Origin of the sequence: Flavobacterium sp. LC2016-13 (assembly GCF_009707955.1) — a bacterium.
In the GTDB taxonomy this organism is placed as follows: domain Bacteria; phylum Bacteroidota; class Bacteroidia; order Flavobacteriales; family Flavobacteriaceae; genus Flavobacterium.
On record NZ_WMDQ01000001.1, the window covers coordinates 818904 to 839124 of the forward strand.

Here is a 20221-nt window from a genome sequence, read left to right on the forward strand (position 1 = left end):
AATTAATCATTTACAATTAACAATTACAAAGTTTCAATCATCAATCAAAAAACATAATTAACAACAATTAAAACCTTAAAAAATATGATAACGATTCAAAATTTAACCAAAGTTTTCAGAACCGAAGAAGTAGAAACATCAGCTTTGAGCGGGGTTTCTTTAGAAATTAAAAAGGGTGATTTTTTAACGATCATGGGACCTTCTGGTTGTGGAAAATCTACTTTATTAAATATTATTGGTCTTTTAGACAGTGCTTCTGACGGGAGTTATAAACTGCTAGATCAGGAAATGATTGGTTTAAAAGAAAAAGGAAGAGCTAAGGTTCGTAAAGAAAATATCGGATTCATTTTTCAGAATTTTAATTTGATTGATGAGCTTTCTGTTTATGATAATATTGAGTTGCCTTTGCTTTACAATAACGTAAAAGCATCAGACAGAAAACAAAAAATCGAAGCTATTGCCGAGAAACTAAATATCTCACACCGATTAAAACATTTTCCGCAACAGCTTTCAGGAGGACAACAACAACGTGTTGCTGTTGCAAGGGCTTTGGTAAACGATCCGAAAATTATTCTGGCCGATGAACCAACAGGAAATTTAGATAGTAAAAATGGTAACGAAGTGATGGAACTTTTAACTGATTTGCACGCTAAAGGAGCCACAATTTTGATGGTTACACACTCTGATTACGATGCTTCGTTTTCGCAAAAAACGATTCACATGAAAGATGGTGTTATATTTTCTGAGAGATTAAATCAGAGAAATGTTGATGTTTTTATGGACGCTAAATAAAACAAAATGATAAAATTTATTGTAACTGCGATTGTAATTCTGATAGGATTCGTTTGCAAAGTATTGGCAATTATTTAAATCCTTAATTGGATTTACCAAAACAAATCAAATAACTAAAAAAATTACAAAATGATTTTTAACTGGTTTAAAATATTTATATATCATTTAAAGCAAAACAAATTGTTTTCGTTTTTAAATGTTTTGGGATTAAGCATTGGTGTTGCCGGTGTGATTTTCGCTATTTTATATTGGAATAACGAAAATGCATACGACCAATGGAATCCTGAAAAGGAAAATACATATCAGGTTCTTAATAAAATTGGAGGTACCGGAAACACCTGGGCATCAAATTCAATACCTTTTGCAGAAACCTGCAAAGCCACAATTCCTGAAATTGAATCTGTTTGTTTATTTAACAATACCTGGTATGATAATGCCCCGATAAAATACGGAAGTAAAAAAATAATGGGCGAAAAGATTACGGTTGCTGATAATGGCTTTTTTGATGTTTTTCCGTTTCCAATTGTAAAGGGAACCAAAACTAATATCCTGAAAGAAGATACTAGTGTTGCCATATCTGAAGAAACTGCTAAATTACTTTTCCCGAATGAAGATCCTATTGGCAAATCAATTAATTATGGCAGTAAGTTTTATACCGTAAAGTCGGTTTATCATATAATGAGGCCTTCATCTATCGAACCAAATTACGTTTTTGGTGGTATTCAGCGTGAAGGCGATAAAACGAGCTGGGGAAATTTTAATTATGGCCTTATGATTAAAGCCAAAAAGGGAACTGATCCTGTTGCTCTTTTAAAGAAAATGCAAAATGTAAATTTTGTCAACAGAACATTAAAAGATGCCAAAGAAAGTGGTCAGACTGTAGCACAATTCGTTAAGGAAAATGGTGAAACAACGGTTATAATCGATCAATTAGAAACTGCCCGTTTACATGGAACTAAATCTTCGCAGGGAATTAATTTTCCTGAAGGAAAAGGGAACTTGCAATTGCTTTATATCATGGTTGGCTTATCTATTTTGATCCTGGTTTTATCATTGGTAAATTATATTAATCTGGCAACAGCATCGGCAATAAAAAGAGCTAAAGAAGTTGGTGTCCGCAAAATAGTAGGCGCGAGCAAAGGACAAATTATTACTCAATTTATTTTTGAAACGGCTATAATTGTTATTCTGGCTATAATTTTTGCTTTGGCAATTGTTGAACTTTCCTTGCCGTATTATAATACTTTTTTGAAGAAGACTTTGACTATGAATGGCAGTGAATTTTACCTGCAGCTTATTTTTATATTTGGATTAGTAATCGTTCTTGCGGGTATTTTCCCTGCCATTTATATCTCAAATTTTGAAACTTTAAAGGTTTTAAAAGGTAATTTCTCAAGAAGTAAAAGCGGAATCTGGATTCGAAATTCGATGCTTATTTTTCAATTTGGTATTGCTGCATTTTTTATCATTGGTGCGTTGATTGTAAATTCGCAGGTAGATTATATGATGAATAAAGACCTTGGTTTTAGTGGCGATCAGGTAATTAGAGTTCCTTTTAATTATCCGGAACGCAAGCAAAGAACAGATAAATATCTTGCGATGAAACAGGAAATCAAGAAAATTTCAGGGGTTCAGGAAATATCTACTTTCGCAGGAACTTTTGGCAACAGTACCAATTCGAGTTCAGGATTTACTCATAATAGTATTCATGTACAGCCAAGAAATGTTGAAATGGATTTTGGTTTTCTTGAAATGATGAAAATTAAAATTGTTCAGGGCCGCGATTTATCTCCACAATTTGCATCAGACACGGTTAGTAGTATGTTGATGAATGAAACTTTGGTTAAAACTTTAAATCTTAAAAATCCGATAAATACAATTATAACATCTGGTTGGGGAGATGAAGGGGGAGAAAATTTAAAATTTAAAATCGTTGGTGTTGTAAAAGATTTTCACATTACGGGACTTCAGGACAATGTTCCTCCAATGGTTTTTATCAATCTTAAAACTTTAAAATGGAACAATTTTAATAATGTTTATTTAAAAGTTTCTCCAAATAATTTATCCCAAACATTGGCTAACCTTAAAACATATTGGGAGAAAAACGTAAATCCGGATTATCCTTTTGATTATGAATTTGTAAACAAAGGATTTGCAAAAACGTATCAGGAACAGGTAAAACAAAAGGATTTGTTTTTTATTCTGAACTTAGTTGTAATTATTATCGCCATTTTCGGGTTGTTTGCTCTGGCTTCATTTTCTATGGAAAGACGATTGAAAGAAATCGCTATCAGAAAAACGCTGGGCGCAGAAACTGATGTTTTGCTGAAAGAATTATCAAAACAATATATACTTTTTTGTTTAATAGGTTTCGCAATCGGAATTGTGCCTGCTTATATTTTATTGCAGAAATGGCTTGAAAATTTCGCCTTTAGAATTGGTGTTTCAGCTGTTCCGTTTACTGTTGCTCTAATATCTTTATTAATATTGACTTTAGTAATTGTTTCTGCCAAAGCTTATCAGGTAACCAAAATCGATATTTTGAAATATTTAAAATATGAATAAAAGCTTGTAGACCATTTTTTTAAATACCCGCCAGTTCCGAAGCTTTGGAACTGGCGGGTATTTTTATTTAAAATTGATGTAAATTTCTCTTTTATTCCATTACAACAGTATCTGAATAAAGCAATTTATCTAAACGTTTATCTCGTTCATATACATCCGGAAAAAAACTAATTTCGCCAGTTTCGTCGTTTACCCACGCGGTAAAATAACCAATATAGATGGGTATTTTATTTTTGAGCATACAGGTTGTTTCTTTTTCACCGCTCATTGCCTGATTTATTTTTTCTACAGGCCAGTCAGGATTGTCTTTTAAAATAGATAATGCAAGGTTTTTAGCTTCTTTTACATTAATACATCCGTGACTAAAAGTGCGTTTTTCAAACTCAAATAAGCTTTTAGCGGGCGTATCATGCAAATAAATATCATTAGGATTCGGGAACATAAATTTAACCAATCCCAACGAATTTTTCGGTCCGGGTTTTTGTCTCACGCGGCCGCCATTCCATTCCATATTATTCTCTTCCAGATAATTTTTATCTGCAGCCATTTTGAGTTTTAATTCATTATCAATTATACTTTGAGGAACATTCCAATAAGGACTAAACACAATTCTGTCAATCATTCCGCTAAAAATTACCGTTTCAGTCATTCTGGTTCCAACAAAAACATCTGAAACCAATTCATATTTGCCATTCTTAACATAAATCAATCTAAACGAAGGAATATTAACCATAACATATTCATTAGCAGAGGCCAATTTTGTTGGTATCCATCGGCAGCGCTCCATATTTAGCATTATAGTTTTAATTCTGTTGCCAATAGGTTCGTTCATTTGATTAATTTGTTCTCTCGTCCAGGTGTAATTCAATTTGAGTCCGTATCTTTTTTTATAATTTAATACGCCGGCCATTAATTCCTCATCATATTTATTGCTCTTCGAATCTTGTTTTAAATCTCCAACAACAAATAAGCGTTGTCTGATTTGACTTATTACAACGGCGCTATCCATTGGTTTCAATTCTTTATACGTTGCACTGTCGATATCAATTCTTTTCCATAAATTATTCTTTTCAATCTCCCGATATTTTTTTAATACTTCCTGAAGTTTGTAATATTGTTCAAATAAAAGATGTTCATCTTTATTGAGACGATTTGGATCAACAATAAGCGAATCTAATAATCTTGAATATGAAATATTTTTGGTGGGTAAATACCATCCAATTTTTTTTAATGTTACTGCATCTTCACCCGAAAAAACATTGCTTGCATAAAATACATACATGCTCGATAATAATAACTCTGTATCTAATTGAGATGGCTTTTCGGTTGCTGTTTCATTAAAAACTTCATCAATCACATCTTTATAAGGCATTTTTTTCTCAATACCTTGTTCTTTTAGTAAGTCTACTTTTTCATACAGCAAATGCCCAAATTCACTAATACTTTTCTCATCATACCAAATGGTTCGGTGTTCTCTTTTTCGGTAGAGATCTAAAACGTCTTTTTGATATTTTTTTAGTTTAGAATATTTTTTAAAAAAAGTAATGATTGATACACTATCAACAGAAAATTCGGTGATTGCTTTTTCAGGAAGACAAATATTTTCTGTTAAAGACATTCCATTTTTCAACAGCAACTTATCATGATCATTAAAATCGAAGGATGAAAGTAAAAAACCTGCTGCAAGAATTAAAAATAAGGAAGTAGAATTTCGCATGATTTTATCGTTTAAATTTTAAAAATAAAGCGTTTAAAAAATAGCGAAAAACCATAAAGACCCCTTTAATAAAAGCTTTCGCCTATTTTTTAAAATAGTAGAAATCAAAAATTTAGGGTAATTCAAAGATACAAAAGATTACGCTACATTATTTTATTAATTATCTGAAAATTCATACTTATTGCGTAAAAATCTTAATCAGTTATCTATAGAAACCAGCGTCTTTGCTTTTTTTAAGATAAAAGCTAAAAAATAAATTTGTGCAGTATCACTTTGAATAATTGTAATATCAACAAATCCAATCCAAAAAAGTTAAAATCCGAATAGAATCTGTTATCTTTGCAGTCTGAAATCAGTTTAAATAAAAACAGTTTTTAAATTCATTTCAATCAATTGAAACACGACAATAAAAATGAAATTAGACAGAAAAGAAATTCTTAAAGCTCTGGAAACAATTACCATAGCTGGAGAAGGAAAAAATATGGTTGAGAGTGGAGCTGTTGCCAATGTAATAACTTTTGGTGATGAAGTTGTAGTAGATCTTGTACTGCATACTCCTGCAATGCACATAAAAAAAAGAGCTGAAGATGATATTAAAAAAACAATTCACGAATTAGTATCACCTGAAGCAAAAATTAAAGTAAACATTAAAGTAGAAACTCCTGAGAAAAACGAAATTAAAGGTCGTGCTATTCCGGGAATTAAAAATATAATCGCCGTTGCTTCCGGTAAAGGTGGAGTTGGAAAATCTACAGTTACAGCAAATTTAGCCGTAACATTAGCTAAAATGGGATTTTCTGTTGGTATTCTTGACGCTGATATTTACGGACCTTCGATGCCAATTATGTTTGATGTTGAAAACGAAAAACCGATTTCGATTACTGTTGACGGAAAATCAAAAATGAAACCTGTTGAAAGCTACGAGATAAAAATTCTTTCAATCGGATTTTTTACAGCTCCAAGTCAGGCAGTAATCTGGAGAGGTCCAATGGCTTCAAAAGCATTAAACCAAATGATTTTTGATGCAGATTGGGGAGAATTAGATTTTATGTTAATCGATTTACCTCCGGGAACGGGAGATATTCATTTATCAATCATGCAATCATTGCCAATTACGGGTGCAGTTGTAGTGAGTACGCCACAAGCGGTAGCTCTTGCAGATGCTAAAAAAGGGGTTGCAATGTTTATGCAGGATAATATTAATGTACCTGTTTTGGGTATTATTGAAAATATGGCGTACTTTACACCGGAAGAATTGCCTGACAATAAGTATTATATCTTTGGACAAGAAGGTGCAAAAAACCTTGCTGAAGATTTAAATGTTCCATTTTTAGGAGAAGTACCAATTGTGCAATCTATTCGTGAAGCAGGAGATTATGGTCGTCCTGCAGCTTTACAAACAGCGTCTGTAATAGAAACTGTTTTTGAAGAGATCACTCGAAACGTTGTACAGGAAACAGTAAACAGAAACGATAGTTTACCAGCTACAGAAGCCATTAAAATTACAACTATGGCAGGATGTTCAGCAGTAGGCAAAAAATAAATTTTTAGATCATTAGATTTTCCGATTGTTTATAATAATCGGAAAATCTTAAGTCTAGTAATCTAAAAATCAAACAATTTAAATTATGACAACAGAAGAATTAACTAGTAACGTATTATTGGCTCTTGACGAAATCAGACCTTTTTTAAATTCTGATGGAGGAGACATTACACTTATTTCTATAGACGACGACAAACATGTTAAAGTTCGTCTTGAAGGAGCATGCATTAGCTGTAGTGTAAATCAAATGACGTTGAAAGCAGGAGTTGAAACAACAATAAAAAAATATGCTCCACAAATAGAAACTGTGGTCAACATCATGTAAACACATTAAGCTTTTTTCTGGATTTTGCAATTTCATCAATTAACAAGAATAATTGACCTTTAATCATTTTGGTTTCGAAATATTAAGGAAAACCTTCAAAATAAGACTGATTTTTGCGATTTTAATAAAAAAGTATCTAAAGATTTAAGAGATTTCGCATAGGATTGTTACATTTTTAAATTAAATTTGTGACGTAACCCCTTAATTCGAATTATATGAAGAATTTTTACGCTCTATTTTTTTTATTATTCTTTGTTTCAGCTAATTATGCGCAACAAAGCGGCCCTCAAACTTTAGTAGTTGACAAAGCCTGGCTAAACGAGTCAGAAGAATGGACTGATTTTAAGTATGCAGGACAAATTGTATTTTCTACTATTCCTACTGCAGAAGAAGGAAGTTTAAGAATTGGTAATTACGATTTCTTATATGACTTTTGCGACGGAAAAGCTAAATTTGCAAACAAAACAACTTACAGCGCAGCAGAGTTTTCACATCCTAGAAAAGTATCTGTTACTACAGACAAACAAGGTGTAGTAAATTCAACTTACGAAGGAACGTTAATTTTTCAAGCTGACAGAGATTATTATTCAATTATTGCTATAGTTGTAATATTAGAAAAAAACGGAAATATTCTTGGCGTAAAAATGCGTCCAAAAGATGAAACCAACAAAGAATATGCATTCAGCATAAAACCTAGCTAATATAAATAAGGGTTTTTTCACGTTATAAAATCCTAAATTAGAAAAATTCCAAAATTAAAATGGATGTATTAATAAAGATTAAAGATCGAGAAGGAGTTATACACGAGTTACAAGCTCCGACTGATATGGCAATGAATATAATGGAGTTATGCAAAGCATACGAACTTCCTGTTGAAGGAACCTGTGGAGGAATGGCAATGTGTGCCTCTTGCCAGTGTTATGTTCTTAATGATGTTGCATTACCGCAAATGGGAGATGAAGAAGAAGCTATGCTTTCGGAAGCGTTTTATGTTAAATCTAACAGTCGTTTAGGCTGCCAGATTCCAATTACAACAGAATTAGAAGGATTAGAATTAGAACTAGCTCCGGAATATTAAAAATATCAAAAAAAGCGAGAATTTAGGTTCTCGCTTTTTTGTTGTTAAGACTTCTAAACTCGACAGGATTTAAAACCTGTCGGGTTTCATAGTTATCAGAAGAATGCATTTTTACAAAAAAACCGTAATTACATCACTGCAATTACGGTTTTTTCTTTATAACAATTTTCTTTAATCTCTAATTATACCAAACCTGCTGCAATTAAATATTCAGCGATTTGAATCGTGTTTGTTGCAGCTCCTTTTCTTAAGTTATCAGCAACAATCCACATGTTTAAAGTGTTTTGCTGGCTTTCGTCACGACGGATTCTTCCAACAAAAACATCATTTTTACCTTCTGCATATAATGGCATTGGATATGTAAAGGTATCTAAATTATCCTGTACTACTACTCCATCAGTATTGTGCAAAATTTCGCGAACTTCATTTACATCAAAATCATTTGTAAACTCAACATTTACTGCCTCGCTATGCCCGCCTACAACCGGTACACGAACCGCTGTAGCTGTAACTCTAATGGTATTATCACCAAGAATTTTTTGAGTTTCACGAACTAATTTCATTTCTTCTTTAGTATATCCGTTGTCTTCAAAACTATCGCAATGTGGAATCGCATTTCTGTGAATTGGATATTTATAGGCCATTTCCCCCTGAATTCCTGCATACTCATTTTCTAATTGTCTTACAGCTTTTACACCAGTTCCGGTGATAGATTGGTAAGTAGAAACAATAATTCTTTTAATGTTATATTTTGCATGCAAAGGCGCCAATGCCAATACCATTTGAATAGTAGAGCAATTTGGGTTTGCAATAATTTTATCTTCTTTAGTTAATATCGAAGCATTGATTTCCGGAACGACCAATTTTTTTGTCGGGTCCATTCTCCATGCAGAAGAATTATCAATAACCGTTGTTCCGGCTGCAGCAAATTTTGGAGCCCATTCTAGTGATGTATCTCCTCCGGCAGAAAAAACTGCAATATCAGCTTTTAAATCAACTGCTGTTTGTAATCCTACAACCTTATATTTAGTACCTTTAAATTCGATTTCTTTTCCTATTGATTTTTCAGATGCAACAGGAATTAATTCTGTTACAGGGAAATTTCTTTCCGCTAAAACTTTAAGCATTATCTCGCCAACCATACCAGTGGCACCTACAACCGCTATTCTCATTTTTATATTTTTAGTATGAATTAATCTAAATTACTCTGCAAAAGTATACATAATAAAAGTCAAAACAAGGCGATTCACAAAAAATAACAAAATGTTACAAAACAAACAAAAGCAAAAAAAACCGCTCTCTTTAAAGAACGGTTAAGTTAGACTTAGTGTAGCGGTATTATATTATTTATTTTTTAATAGATCTCTAATTTGTATCAAAAGCTCTTCCTGCGTAGGACCTGCCGGAGCAGCTGGTGCCGGAACTTCTTTCTTTTTGGCATGGTTTATTCCTTTAATAATTAAGAACAAAACAAAAGCCACAATTACAAAGTTAATTACAGCCGAAATAAACAAACCGTATTTAACGCCGCCAAAAGCAACTAATTTGTCAATAGTGGCCAAATGTGCTGCGTCTAATGCTGGTTTTAATATTAATGGCGTAATTACATCTTCGATTAATGAGCTTACAATTTTACCAAAAGCAGCTCCGATAATAACACCGACAGCCAAATCGACCACGTTGCCTTTCATTGCAAATTCCTTAAATTCCGATAACATCCCCATAATTATTTATTTAAATTTATATTATTTGAATATCGAAAATACACAATTTTATCCAAAGTTACTTACAACTATCTAAAAAATACCCTTTTTACACGTTGCGAAATACTGGTCAGAATTTCATACGGAATTGTTTTCAATGCATTTGCAATTTCAGTTACGGTTGGGTTTTCTCCAAAAATAATAACCGAATCACCTTCTTTACAATCAATTTTGCTGACATCAACCATTAACATATCCATACAAATACTTCCGGTAATGGGCGCTTTTTGGTTTTTAATTATCACATAACCAACTCCATTTCCCCATAATCTCGAAATTCCATCGGCATAACCAATTGGAATTGTAGCAATTTTAGTTTCTTTTTCGGCCATAAATCTTCGGCCATAACCCACACTATCTCCTGCGGGAATAGTACGAACCTGAGAAATAATAGATTTTAAAGTTCCCACATTCTCCAGGTATTTCTGTTCTGACGGATCATTTGAAACTCCGTATAAACCAATTCCCAAACGTACCATATTATATTGTGCGGAAGGAAAATTGCTAATTCCGGATGTGTTCAAGATATGACGAATTGGGTTTATGTTTAATTCTGATATTAATTTTGAAGATAATTTTTCGAATAAATTAATCTGAGAAATCACAAAATCATAATGATTCATATCATCACTTGTCGCTAAATGCGATAAAACACTTTGAATACGAACGGTTGAATTTCCTTTTAAAGTCGCAATTAATTCATCAATTGTATTGGCTTCAAAACCCAATCGATGCATTCCGGTATCTAATTTTATATGAATAGGAAAATCTTTTAAATTCTTTTCGCGGGCAATTTTCAAGAAAGCATTTAATCCTTTTATGCTATAAATTTCAGGCTCTAACTGATATTGAATAATCGAAGCAAAACTGGTCGATTCAGGATTCAAAACCATAATTGGCAATTTGATTCCGCCGTTTTTAAGTGAGATTCCTTCATCGGCGAAAGCCACACCTAAATAATCAACTTTATGATGTTCAAGTAGTTTTGCAATTTCTAAGCCGCCATTTCCATAACCAAAAGCTTTTACCATAACCATGATTTTAACATCGTTGGCTAATTTCGATTTAAAGAAATTGAGGTTATGACTTATAGAATCCAGATTAATTTCAAGAATGGTTTCATGCGTTTTTTCTTCAAGCAAAGTCACGATTTCTTCAAACTGAAATGATCTTGCCCCTTTTATCAAAATAGATTCATTGGCAAAGTTTAAACTTTCAAAATTGGCTATAAATTCTTCCGTATTCTGAAACATAATACTTTTTGGGAATTTATCCTTAAAAGAAGAAATAGTCGCACCAATTCCTATAACACGGTTTATTTTATTATCAGTAATTAACTGTGCCACTTTAGAATATAATTCTTCATTTGAAAATCCGCTTTGAAAAATATCAGATAAAATAACCGTTTTTGAAGCATTCTTTTTCTGGCTTTCCAAAAAGTCTAAAGCAATTTTTAGCGATTGAAAATCAGAACTGTAACTATCATCAATAATACTGCAATTGTTGATTCCGTTTTTAACTTCCAAACGCATTTCTACCGGATACAACATTTGCATACGGTTTTGAATTGTTACAGCATCATATTGAAAATACAATAAAACCAATAAACATGAAATTGCATTTTCTATAGAAGCTGAATCCTGAAACGGAATTTCTAAATTGAAAACTTCGTCATTAAATTCATATTTAATAACGGTTATATCGTTTTTGGTTTCTTTATTTAAAATAAAAACATCAGCCGTTTCATCTGAAAAACTCCATGAAAAAAGTTTTCTTTCTTCTAAATAATTCTCTTTAGAAAAATCAATGAAACACTGATCAACAAGTTCGTTTTTTTGATAAATAATAATTTTTGATTTTTTGAAAAGCTGTAATTTCTCTTTGATTTTTTGCTCTAAATTTTCAAAACCTTCATCATGCGCAGAACCAATATTGGTTAAAACTCCTATATTGGGTTTAATGATTTTTTCGAGGTTGACCATTTCATTAACCGTAGAAATTCCGGCTTCGAAAATGCCCAAATTGTGCTTTTCGTTAATAGCAATTACAGACAACGGAACGCCAACCTGAGAGTTATAACTTTTAGGACTTCTGATAATATTATAATCGGGACTCAGTAAAAAATTGAGCCATTCTTTTACAATCGTTTTACCGTTACTTCCGGTCAATCCGATAATAGGAAAGCCGAAAAGATCACGATAATAACCCGCAAATTCCTGCAGCGCTTTTAGTGAATCATTTACAACCAAAAAGTTGGCCTTTTGTTCGTAATTATCCGGTATATATTGCACGACAAAATTTTGAACGCCTTTTTCTATAAGTTCGGGAATATACAAATGAGCATCATTATTTATGCCTGATAAAGCAAAAAATAAAGTCTGGGATCCGTTTTGCAATGAACGGCTGTCTATAGAAATATGATCGATAAAAATATCAGTTTCAGAGCCAATCCATTTGGCGTCGAGAACTGAAATAAGGCTTTTTAGGTTTATGCTCATTTAGAAAATTTCTTTTGTCAAATTTAAAAAAAGGTTTGCCACGAATCTCACAAATTTTCAGGAATTAAATACTTGAATTTTTAAATGAAATTCGTGAAAAATATTAAACACATAGAGACATAGTTTTTTGCTGTTAGTGAAAAGAGCAAAAAAGAAACTAGTTTCCACACATAGCTATGTGAATTAATGCAAGTGAAACGCCTCTTCAATACAAACTAAACTATGTTTCTATGTGTTAAAAAAAGTTTGCCTCGGATTACAGATTAGAATCTTTTTAATCCTTTAATCTGTGGCAAAAAATTAAAAAATAATTTAGTGGAAATTTGTGAAATTCATGGCAAAAAAAATTATTATATTTGTTGAAAGACCACAAATTTCTGCATTTTGAAAAAAATCCTTCCTGTTTTCTCTTATATTTTACATCCGATTTTTATCTCGATGTATGCTACTTTATTTTATTTGTTTTGTAAGGGAGATATTTTTACAAATCAGGAAAAATATTATGTTTTATTTCAAATCCTGATTATTACTATTTTAGTTCCAATCTTGTTTTTCTTATTGCTTCGCTCAACTGGACACGTAAAATCTGTTATGGTTCATGAAACTTCGCAGCGTAAAATTCCACTTATTTTGCAATGTTTTCTATATATATTATTGGTAAAACGAAGTATTATAATATCGCGTTATCCTGAACTTCATTTCTTTTTTCTGGGAGCTTTGTTCAGTACGATTTTAGCATTAGTTTGTTCACTTTTTAAAATAAAAGCAAGCTTGCATATGTTAGCCATTAGCTCACTTGCGATTTTTGTAATTGGTTTAAATATTCATTTACAAATGCAAAATCCTTATTGGGCAGCCTTTTTAATTTTATTAACGGGAATTGTAGCATCATCGCGCCTGGTAATGGAAGCGCACACTAATAACGAATTACTAATTGGTACTTTTATCGGAATATTTCCTCAGTTGCTATTTTTATATCTGTGGTTATAGAATATAAAATATCAAACCAATATTCATTGTTTTTACATCAAGACTAGATCCTGAAGCTGTTTTTACGTTGTTAAACAAAGGGTTTAAACCGTAATACATATAAACATTCCAGGTATTATAACCTGTTGAAATATAAGGTCCGTATTGAAACTTATTGACATCCGGATTGTTTGAGACTTTATAAATAGTTTCTCCGTCATCTAAAGTAGATTTAGTCGAAAAAGCATAACTTAACTTAATTCCGGCATAAATTCTCCAAAACTTAGTACTTTCATAAGTAGAATTTCTCCATCTAAATTCAATAGGAAGATCTACTAAATATTGACGGTATTTGTTGGAAACAATCTCATTATAATCGCTAACACCATACACCAAAGCTCCATTGCCATCTTTTGAAACACCAAGGTTTTGAAAAAAGTTCTGATAACTTAATCCTAAACCGGCAGCAATTGAAACTGTTCTTTTTTTATTGATGGGCATGTCGCGAAGAAATCCGCCGGAAAGTCCCACAGAAAACTTATCCTGTCTAAGTCCTTGCGGAATTGCGGATAAGAGATTATAGGTAACCGAGAAATAAAACTGGTCTTCACGATACAAAGAATCGATTTTTATAACTGGTTCTACTTTTGGTTTTACATCTTCCTGAGAAAAAACACTAAAAAAAGAAACTAAAAATAAACAACTAAAAAGGAATCGCATATTGTGTTTTGGTTTTAAGGAGTTTTTCAAGTAAACGTTTTTTAGAGTTGATTTATTTCACTTACAAATATAATATAATGCTAGTTCAAGATAGGATTAATTATGCTCTTTTTCGTGAAGAATAAAATCATTTACTGAATAATTTTCAATAAATCGGCAACAGAATCAAAAAAACGAATCGATTATTCATTGCTCTTTTATACCTTTGTCCTGCATGAAAAAAAGGCAGCTCATATTAAGTGTTTCTTTGGCACTGACAGTATTGTTCTCAATATTGTTTCAGTCCATACACAGTTATGAGCATATTGCAAAGCAGCTTTCAGAAAAACAATGTCATCACAATTATAATGATCCTAGTGGCGAAATAACACACCAGCATCATAATTATGATCTTTGTTATGTATGTCATTTTGCTTTTGGAAGTTATATTGTTCCTGAAGAATTTGACTTTCAATTTCATATTTTCAAAACAGAAATTCCTTATTTCTTCGCGCTTTCAGAAAAAGTCTTTTCAACTTCAGAAAGTGCTTATTTATTACGCGGCCCGCCCACAGCTCTAGTTTCTTAGATTTCGAAATACTCGAAATAAAATCAAACTCTTTTTATCGAAAAAAAACTTTGGGTTTCCCAATCTTGAATTGTTTCAGGATCGGAAAGCTTTACTGTTATTTTAATTTTTTATCTAAAAAGAAAAAAAATCCAATTAACTATAGCATCATTTTCAAATGAAAAAAATCATAATAGCCCTTATTTTAGGGTTTTCGGGCATTCTTTCTGCTCAAAATTCTGTTTCAGGAACCGTAACAAATCTTGAAAACAAACCTGTTCCGGGTGTTTCTGTTTATGCTCCTGAATTACACAAAGGCACAACAACTGACGAAAACGGAAAATACGAATTTAAGAATCTTCCAAACGGAAGTTTACGACTTGCTTTTGCTTTTGTTGGTTATACTACACAAAACAAAACTATTGCTAAATTATTAAAAGAAAACACTTTAGATGTTGTAATCTCTGAATCTATTTTTGAAATGGATGAAGTTGTGGTTTCAACTCCTTTCAACAAATTGCAATCGCAAAACGTAATGAAAGTAGAACATGAAAGCATTAAAACATTACAGCAAAAAGGAACTTCGACTTTAATTGAAGGTTTGGCTACGATTCCCGGAGTTTCGCAAATTTCAACAGGAACTTCTATCGGAAAACCTGTAATTCGTGGACTCAGCGGAAATCGAGTTTTAGTTTATTCTCAAGGCGTTCGTATCGAAAATCAACAATTTGGAGATGAACATGGTTTAGGATTAAATGATGCCGGAATCGAAAGTGTTGAAGTTATTAAAGGTCCCGCTTCTTTATTATATGGTTCTGATGCTCTTGGTGGAGTTTTATATTTTAATCCTGAAAAATTTGCTGATGCTGGTACTTTTAAAGCTAATTTCAGCCAAAAATATTTTTCGAATACTCAAGGAAGTAATTCATCAATTGGATTAAAAACTTCTACAGATAATTGGAAATTTTTGGCTCGCGGAAGTTTCAACACACATTCTGATTACAAAATTGGCGATAATGGCGAACGCGTAACAAATACACGTTATAATGAAACCGATTTTAAAACCGGAATTGGTTATAGTAATTCGACTTTTTCCAGTGTTTTAAGATATAACTACAACAAATTAGATCTTGGAATGCCTGACGATGGAATTGCAGAACAATCTACAAGCAAAGACACTCAATTTCCGAGACAGGGAATTTTTAATCATTTATTGAGTTTGAACAACGTTATCTTTTTTGAGAATTCAAAATTAGATGTTAATTTAGGATATATTGCCAATGACAGAAGTGAGTTTGAAGACAGTAACGATGCTTCGCTTCACATGAGACTGAATACTTTTAACTATAATGCAAAATATCATTTTCCTAAATTGGGTAAATTTGAAACCATTTTAGGGGTTCAGGGAATGCACCAAACGAATACTAATTCTGGTGAAGAATATTTGATTCCGGATGCAACTACAAATGATTTTGGTGTTTTTGGAACTGGAAATTACGAATGGGGAAACAGTGTTTTACAAGCCGGATTGCGTTTTGACAATAGAAATATTACTTCTATAGCACACGGAACTGAAGGTGAAGAAGGTTATTTTCAGGCTTTAGACAAATCGTTTGATAGTTTTAATGCTTCTTTGGGATATAAAACGAAACTTGCAGAACCGTTAACGCTTCGATTGAATGTGGCAACTGGTTTTAGAGCGCCAAATTTAGCAGAATTAACATCAAATGGTGTTCACGAAGGAACAAACCGTTATGAAATTGGAAATGCCGATTTGAAAACAGAACAAAATGTTCAGACTGATTTGAATTTAGAATATAAAAATTCGCATTTTGAATTTTTCGTAAACGGATTTTACAATCACATAAACAATTATATCTATACTTCGCCAACTGGAGAAACCCGTGATGATAATGATGTTTTTGCTTATGTTCAGGATAATGCAAAATTGTATGGTGGTGAAGTTGGATTCCACTTTCATCCGCATCCTTTGGACTGGTTGCATTTTGAAACTAGTTTTGAAACTGTAACGGGTAAAAAAGACAACAATGATTACTTGCCTTTAATTCCTGCCAATAACTGGAATAATACGCTTAGAACAGAATTTAACATCAAAAACTGGTTAAGCGAAGGTTTTGCTTCATTGAATGTATCTTCAACTTTCAGCCAGGATAATGTAAGTGGTTTCGAAACAGCTTCTAAAGGTTATACTTTAGTAAATTTAGGTTTTGGAGGAACAGTAAAACTAGGTAAAACTGCTTTTGATGTAAATCTAAACGGAAACAATTTATTCGATAAAACATACATCGCGCATCTTTCAAGATTAAAAACTGACGGGATTCCTAACATCGGAAGAAATATTGTTTTAGGGGTGAATTTCACCATATAATTTTTTTTCTTAAACCATATCAGTTATATAAGTTCATTTAATTTAAGCCTGCTTACATTTACTTATATAACTGATATGGTTTAATTTTTTTTGTACAAAAAGCGCTATTTTTGTTATAACCGACAATTTAAATTATGAAAAAAACAATTCTTATAATGGCTATTACTACTGCAGGAATTTCATTTGGGCAAACTAAAATTCAGTATCCGGAAACTAAAAAAGGTGAAACTGTCGATGTATATTTTGATACAAAAGTAAGCGATCCTTATCGTTGGCTTGAAGATGACAAATCTGCTGAAACCGGTGCCTGGGTAAAAGCTGAAAACGAAGTTACTTATGGTTATTTAGATAAAATTCCGTTTCGTTCAGCGCTTAAAACACGAATGGAAAAACTGTGGAATTATGAAAAAATAGGAGCTCCGTCTATTGAAGGAAAATTTACTTATTATTCTAAAAACAACGGACTTCAAAATCAATCTGTTATTTACAGAAAAGATCAAAGTGGCAAAGAAGAGGTTTTTCTTGATCCGAATACTTTCTCTAAAGACGGAACAACTTCTCTTGGCGGTTTAGATTTTTCTAAAGATGGAAATAAAGCAGCTTATTCGATTTCTGAAGGCGGAAGCGATTGGAGAAAAGTAATTATCATTGATGCTTTATCTAAAAAAGTGGTTGAAGATACTCTAGTTGATGTAAAATTTAGCGGTGTTTCATGGTTAGGAAATGAAGGTTTTTATTATTCTAGTTATGACAAACCGAAAGGAAGCGAATTATCTGCAAAAACAGATCAGCATAAATTGTATTTCCACAAATTGGGAACTTCTCAAAAAGAAGATAGAGTAATTTTTGGTGCCGATCAAAAAAGAAGATATGTTGGTGGTTATGTTACCGAAGACAATCACTATTTAGTAATTACAGCAGCGAATTCTACTTACGGAAATGAGCTATATATTAAAGACCTAACAAATCCAAACAGTGAAATTATTACCATTGTCGACAATTTTAACAGTGACAATTCTATTATAGAAAATGAGGGAACTAAATTGTTTATCGAAACCGATCTTAATGCCCCAAACAAACGTGTTGTTTCGGTAGATTTCAGCAATCCAAAACCTGAAAACTGGAAAGATTTTATCAAGGAAACTGAAAATGTTTTAGCGCCTTCAACCGGTGCCGGATACTTTTTTGCCAATTATACCAAAGATGCTGTTTCATTAGTATTGCAATATGATTATAACGGAAAACTGGTTCGTGAAATCAAACTTCCTGCCGTAGGAACTGCTGGTGGATTTGGAGGAAAAAAGCATGAAAAAGTATTGTATTACAGCTTTACCAATTATACAACTCCGGGAAGTATTTTTTCTTTTGATCCTGAATCAGGTAAGTCAGAAGTATATCAAAAACCAAAAGTTGATTTTAAAAGTGAAGATTACGAATCGAAACAAGTTTTCTACACTTCAAAAGACGGAACAAAAATTCCGATGATTATCACATATAAAAAAGGATTAAAACTAAACGGTAAAAACCCAACGATTCTTTACGGTTACGGTGGATTCAATATTAGTTTAACGCCTGCTTTTAGTATTTCGAATGCTGTTTGGATGGAAAACGGAGGTGTTTATGCCGTTGCCAACTTAAGAGGCGGTGGAGAATACGGAAAAAAATGGCATGATGCGGGAACGAAACTGCACAAACAAAATGTGTTTGACGATTTTATCGCTGCTGCAGAATATTTAATAGCTCAAAAATATACTTCATCTGATTTCTTAGCAATTCGCGGAGGATCTAATGGAGGTTTGTTGGTTGGAGCAACAATGACGCAGCGTCCTGATTTAATGAAAGTAGCTTTGCCAGCCGTTGGTGTTATGGATATGTTGCGTTATCATACGTTTACAGCCGGTGCAGGTTGGGCTTACGATTACGGAACGGCACAGGACAATAAAGAAATGTTTGAATATCTAAAAGGATATTCTCCGGTTCAGAATGTAAAAAGAGGAGTTCATTATCCTGCAACAATGGTAACAACTGGAGATCATGACGATCGTGTTGTTCCTGCACATAGTTTTAAGTTTGCTGCTGAATTACAAGAAAAACAAACGGGAGATAATCCAGTTTTGATTCGTATTGATGTAAAAGCAGGACACGGAGCAGGAAAATCTGTTGCGGCAACGATTCAGGAAAGTGTCGATATTCAGGCGTTCACGCTTTATAATATGGGATTTAAGGCTTTGCCTAAAAAGTAAACTTTAGTCTATAGTTTTTAATAGCCACGATTTTTTTATGAATTCGTGGCTTTTTTTTTGCCACAGATTAAAGGATTAAAATGATTTGTTTTTGCCACGAATTTCACGAATTAGCACGAATTTAATTAATATAATTCGTGACTATATATTTTTGTTTCACGCAGATCCTGCAGATTTAGGCTGATCTAAGCTGATTTAATTAATAAAAATCTGTGCGCATCTACTCAAATCTTTTTAAATCTGCGTGAAAATAATTCGTGGCTATATTTTTTAATTTAACTTAGTATTTACTCTCGCAGATTTTGCAGATTAAATAGATTTTTACACACAGAATCTGCAAAATCTGCGAGAAAAAATAATTCATGACTATATTTTTTGTATCACGCAGATCCTGCAGATTTAAGCAGATCTAAGCTGATTTAATTAATAAAAAATCTGTGCACATCTGCTCAAATCTTTTTAAATCTGCGTGAAAATAATTCGTGACTATATTTTTTAATTTAACTTAGTATTTACTCTCGCAGATTTTGCAGATTAAATAGATTTTTTACACACAGAATCTGCTGAATCTGCAAAATCTGCGAGAAAAAATAATTCGTGACTATATATTTTGTTTCACGCAGATCCTGCAGATTTAGGCAGATCTAAACCGATTTAATTAATAAAAAATCTGTGCGCATCTGCCCACATCTTTTTAAATCTGCGTGAAAATAATTCGTGGCTATATTTTTTAATTTAACTTAATATTTACTCTCGTAGATTTTGCGGATTAAACAGATTTTTTACACACAGAATCTGCTGAATCTGCAAAATCTACTAGAAGAAATAATTCGTGGCTATATTTTTTTGTTTCACGCAGATTCTTCAGATTTAGGCAGATCTAAGCTGATTTAATTAATAAAAAATCTTTGCGCATCTGCTCAAATCTTTTTAAATCTGCGTAAAAATAATTCGTGACTATATTTTTTAATTTAACTTAGTATTTACTCTCGTAGATTTTGCAGATTAAATAGATTTTTTACACACAGAATCTGCTGAATCTGCAAAATCTGCGAGAAAAAATAATTCGTGA

General features: G+C 32.4%; 15 protein-coding genes. 10 read left to right on the top strand and 5 right to left on the bottom strand.

All coding sequences use genetic code 11. The features are described from left to right. Positions 1-84 precede the first annotated feature (84 nt). Positions 85-792 carry an ABC transporter ATP-binding protein gene (locus GKZ86_RS03595; RefSeq protein ID WP_154781726.1) on the top strand — a complete coding sequence of 236 codons (708 nt, stop codon included), beginning with the start codon at positions 85-87 and terminating at the stop codon, positions 790-792. Between the two features lie 129 nt (positions 793-921). Then, positions 922-3357: an ABC transporter permease gene (locus GKZ86_RS03600; RefSeq protein ID WP_154781727.1), complete on the top strand. Its 2436-nt coding sequence runs from the start codon at positions 922-924 to the stop codon at positions 3355-3357. Between the two features lie 91 nt (positions 3358-3448). Here GKZ86_RS03600 and GKZ86_RS03605 read toward each other — a convergent pair whose 3' ends face one another. Next, entirely contained in the window at positions 3449-5074 is a 1626-nt protein-coding gene (locus GKZ86_RS03605) for a murein L,D-transpeptidase (protein ID WP_154781728.1), read from the bottom strand. Positions 5075-5486: 412 nt separating this feature from the next. Here GKZ86_RS03605 and GKZ86_RS03610 point away from each other — a divergent pair, with 412 nt between their 5' ends. The 4 genes from GKZ86_RS03610 to GKZ86_RS03625 all read left to right on the top strand — a co-directional run bounded on the left by GKZ86_RS03610 (position 5487) and on the right by GKZ86_RS03625 (position 8020). Further along, positions 5487-6617 (top strand): Mrp/NBP35 family ATP-binding protein, encoded by a 1131-nt coding sequence (locus GKZ86_RS03610; RefSeq protein WP_154781729.1) that lies wholly within the window; start codon positions 5487-5489, stop codon positions 6615-6617. Positions 6618-6702: 85 nt separating this feature from the next. Further along, a complete protein-coding gene (locus tag GKZ86_RS03615; RefSeq protein WP_026982674.1) occupies positions 6703-6942 on the top strand; it encodes a NifU family protein in 240 nt (79 codons plus the stop codon). Between the two features lie 215 nt (positions 6943-7157). Further along, the gene (locus tag GKZ86_RS03620; RefSeq protein WP_154781730.1) at positions 7158-7643 is read left to right on the top strand and encodes a hypothetical protein; all 486 of its coding nucleotides are present in this window, start codon (positions 7158-7160) and stop codon (positions 7641-7643) included. A 59-nt stretch (positions 7644-7702) separates the two neighbouring features. Next, positions 7703-8020 (top strand): 2Fe-2S iron-sulfur cluster-binding protein, encoded by a 318-nt coding sequence (locus GKZ86_RS03625; protein WP_154781731.1) that lies wholly within the window; start codon positions 7703-7705, stop codon positions 8018-8020. Between the two features lie 182 nt (positions 8021-8202). Here GKZ86_RS03625 and GKZ86_RS03630 read toward each other — a convergent pair whose 3' ends face one another. The 3 genes from GKZ86_RS03630 to GKZ86_RS03640 form a co-directional block, all read right to left on the bottom strand. Further along, positions 8203-9192 carry an aspartate-semialdehyde dehydrogenase gene (locus tag GKZ86_RS03630; RefSeq protein WP_154781732.1) on the bottom strand — a complete coding sequence of 330 codons (990 nt, stop codon included), beginning with the start codon at positions 9190-9192 and terminating at the stop codon, positions 8203-8205. A 171-nt stretch (positions 9193-9363) separates the two neighbouring features. Further along, positions 9364-9744 (bottom strand): large conductance mechanosensitive channel protein MscL, encoded by a 381-nt coding sequence (mscL, locus tag GKZ86_RS03635; protein ID WP_154781733.1) that lies wholly within the window; start codon positions 9742-9744, stop codon positions 9364-9366. Between the two features lie 68 nt (positions 9745-9812). After that, positions 9813-12281: a bifunctional UDP-N-acetylmuramoyl-tripeptide:D-alanyl-D-alanine ligase/alanine racemase gene (locus GKZ86_RS03640; protein WP_154781734.1), complete on the bottom strand. Its 2469-nt coding sequence runs from the start codon at positions 12279-12281 to the stop codon at positions 9813-9815. A 384-nt stretch (positions 12282-12665) separates the two neighbouring features. On the opposite strand from GKZ86_RS03640, the gene GKZ86_RS03645 reads away from it, so the two are divergent. Further along, positions 12666-13271, top strand: a complete 606-nt coding sequence (locus GKZ86_RS03645; protein WP_228526518.1) for a hypothetical protein — start codon at positions 12666-12668, stop codon at positions 13269-13271. On the opposite strand, the gene GKZ86_RS03650 is transcribed toward GKZ86_RS03645, so the two are convergent. After that, positions 13266-14000 (bottom strand): porin family protein, encoded by a 735-nt coding sequence (locus tag GKZ86_RS03650; protein WP_317173534.1) that lies wholly within the window; start codon positions 13998-14000, stop codon positions 13266-13268. The two genes, GKZ86_RS03645 and GKZ86_RS03650, sit on opposite strands and share 6 nt — an antisense overlap. Positions 14001-14184: 184 nt before the next feature. Here GKZ86_RS03650 and GKZ86_RS03655 point away from each other — a divergent pair, with 184 nt between their 5' ends. The 3 genes from GKZ86_RS03655 to GKZ86_RS03665 all read left to right on the top strand — a co-directional run bounded on the left by GKZ86_RS03655 (position 14185) and on the right by GKZ86_RS03665 (position 19149). Continuing rightward, positions 14185-14538: a hypothetical protein gene (locus tag GKZ86_RS03655; protein ID WP_154781735.1), complete on the top strand. Its 354-nt coding sequence runs from the start codon at positions 14185-14187 to the stop codon at positions 14536-14538. Between the two features lie 157 nt (positions 14539-14695). Beyond that, entirely contained in the window at positions 14696-16906 is a 2211-nt protein-coding gene (locus GKZ86_RS03660; RefSeq protein WP_154781736.1) for a TonB-dependent receptor, read from the top strand. 134 nt (positions 16907-17040) lie between these two features. Then, the gene (locus GKZ86_RS03665; protein ID WP_154781737.1) at positions 17041-19149 is read left to right on the top strand and encodes a prolyl oligopeptidase family protein; all 2109 of its coding nucleotides are present in this window, start codon (positions 17041-17043) and stop codon (positions 19147-19149) included. Positions 19150-20221: the final 1072 nt, after the last annotated feature.

Bases quoted from the DNA above. Each gene is read 5' to 3' on its own strand.
- GKZ86_RS03640 (WP_154781734.1), bottom strand. From the start codon at position 12,281: ATGAGCATAAACCTAAAAAGCCTTATTTCAGTTCTCGACGCCAAATGG.
- GKZ86_RS03665 (WP_154781737.1), top strand. From the start codon at position 17,041: ATGAAAAAAACAATTCTTATAATGGCTATTACTACTGCAGGAATTTCA.
- GKZ86_RS03605 (WP_154781728.1), bottom strand. From the start codon at position 5,074: ATGCGAAATTCTACTTCCTTATTTTTAATTCTTGCAGCAGGTTTTTTA.
- GKZ86_RS03620 (WP_154781730.1), top strand. From the start codon at position 7,158: ATGAAGAATTTTTACGCTCTATTTTTTTTATTATTCTTTGTTTCAGCT.
- GKZ86_RS03660 (WP_154781736.1), top strand. From the start codon at position 14,696: ATGAAAAAAATCATAATAGCCCTTATTTTAGGGTTTTCGGGCATTCTT.
- GKZ86_RS03595 (WP_154781726.1), top strand. From the start codon at position 85: ATGATAACGATTCAAAATTTAACCAAAGTTTTCAGAACCGAAGAAGTA.
- GKZ86_RS03630 (WP_154781732.1), bottom strand. From the start codon at position 9,192: ATGAGAATAGCGGTTGTAGGTGCCACTGGTATGGTTGGCGAGATAATG.
- GKZ86_RS03655 (WP_154781735.1), top strand. From the start codon at position 14,185: ATGAAAAAAAGGCAGCTCATATTAAGTGTTTCTTTGGCACTGACAGTA.
- GKZ86_RS03600 (WP_154781727.1), top strand. From the start codon at position 922: ATGATTTTTAACTGGTTTAAAATATTTATATATCATTTAAAGCAAAAC.
- GKZ86_RS03615 (WP_026982674.1), top strand. From the start codon at position 6,703: ATGACAACAGAAGAATTAACTAGTAACGTATTATTGGCTCTTGACGAA.
- mscL (WP_154781733.1), bottom strand. From the start codon at position 9,744: ATGGGGATGTTATCGGAATTTAAGGAATTTGCAATGAAAGGCAACGTG.
- GKZ86_RS03610 (WP_154781729.1), top strand. From the start codon at position 5,487: ATGAAATTAGACAGAAAAGAAATTCTTAAAGCTCTGGAAACAATTACC.
- GKZ86_RS03625 (WP_154781731.1), top strand. From the start codon at position 7,703: ATGGATGTATTAATAAAGATTAAAGATCGAGAAGGAGTTATACACGAG.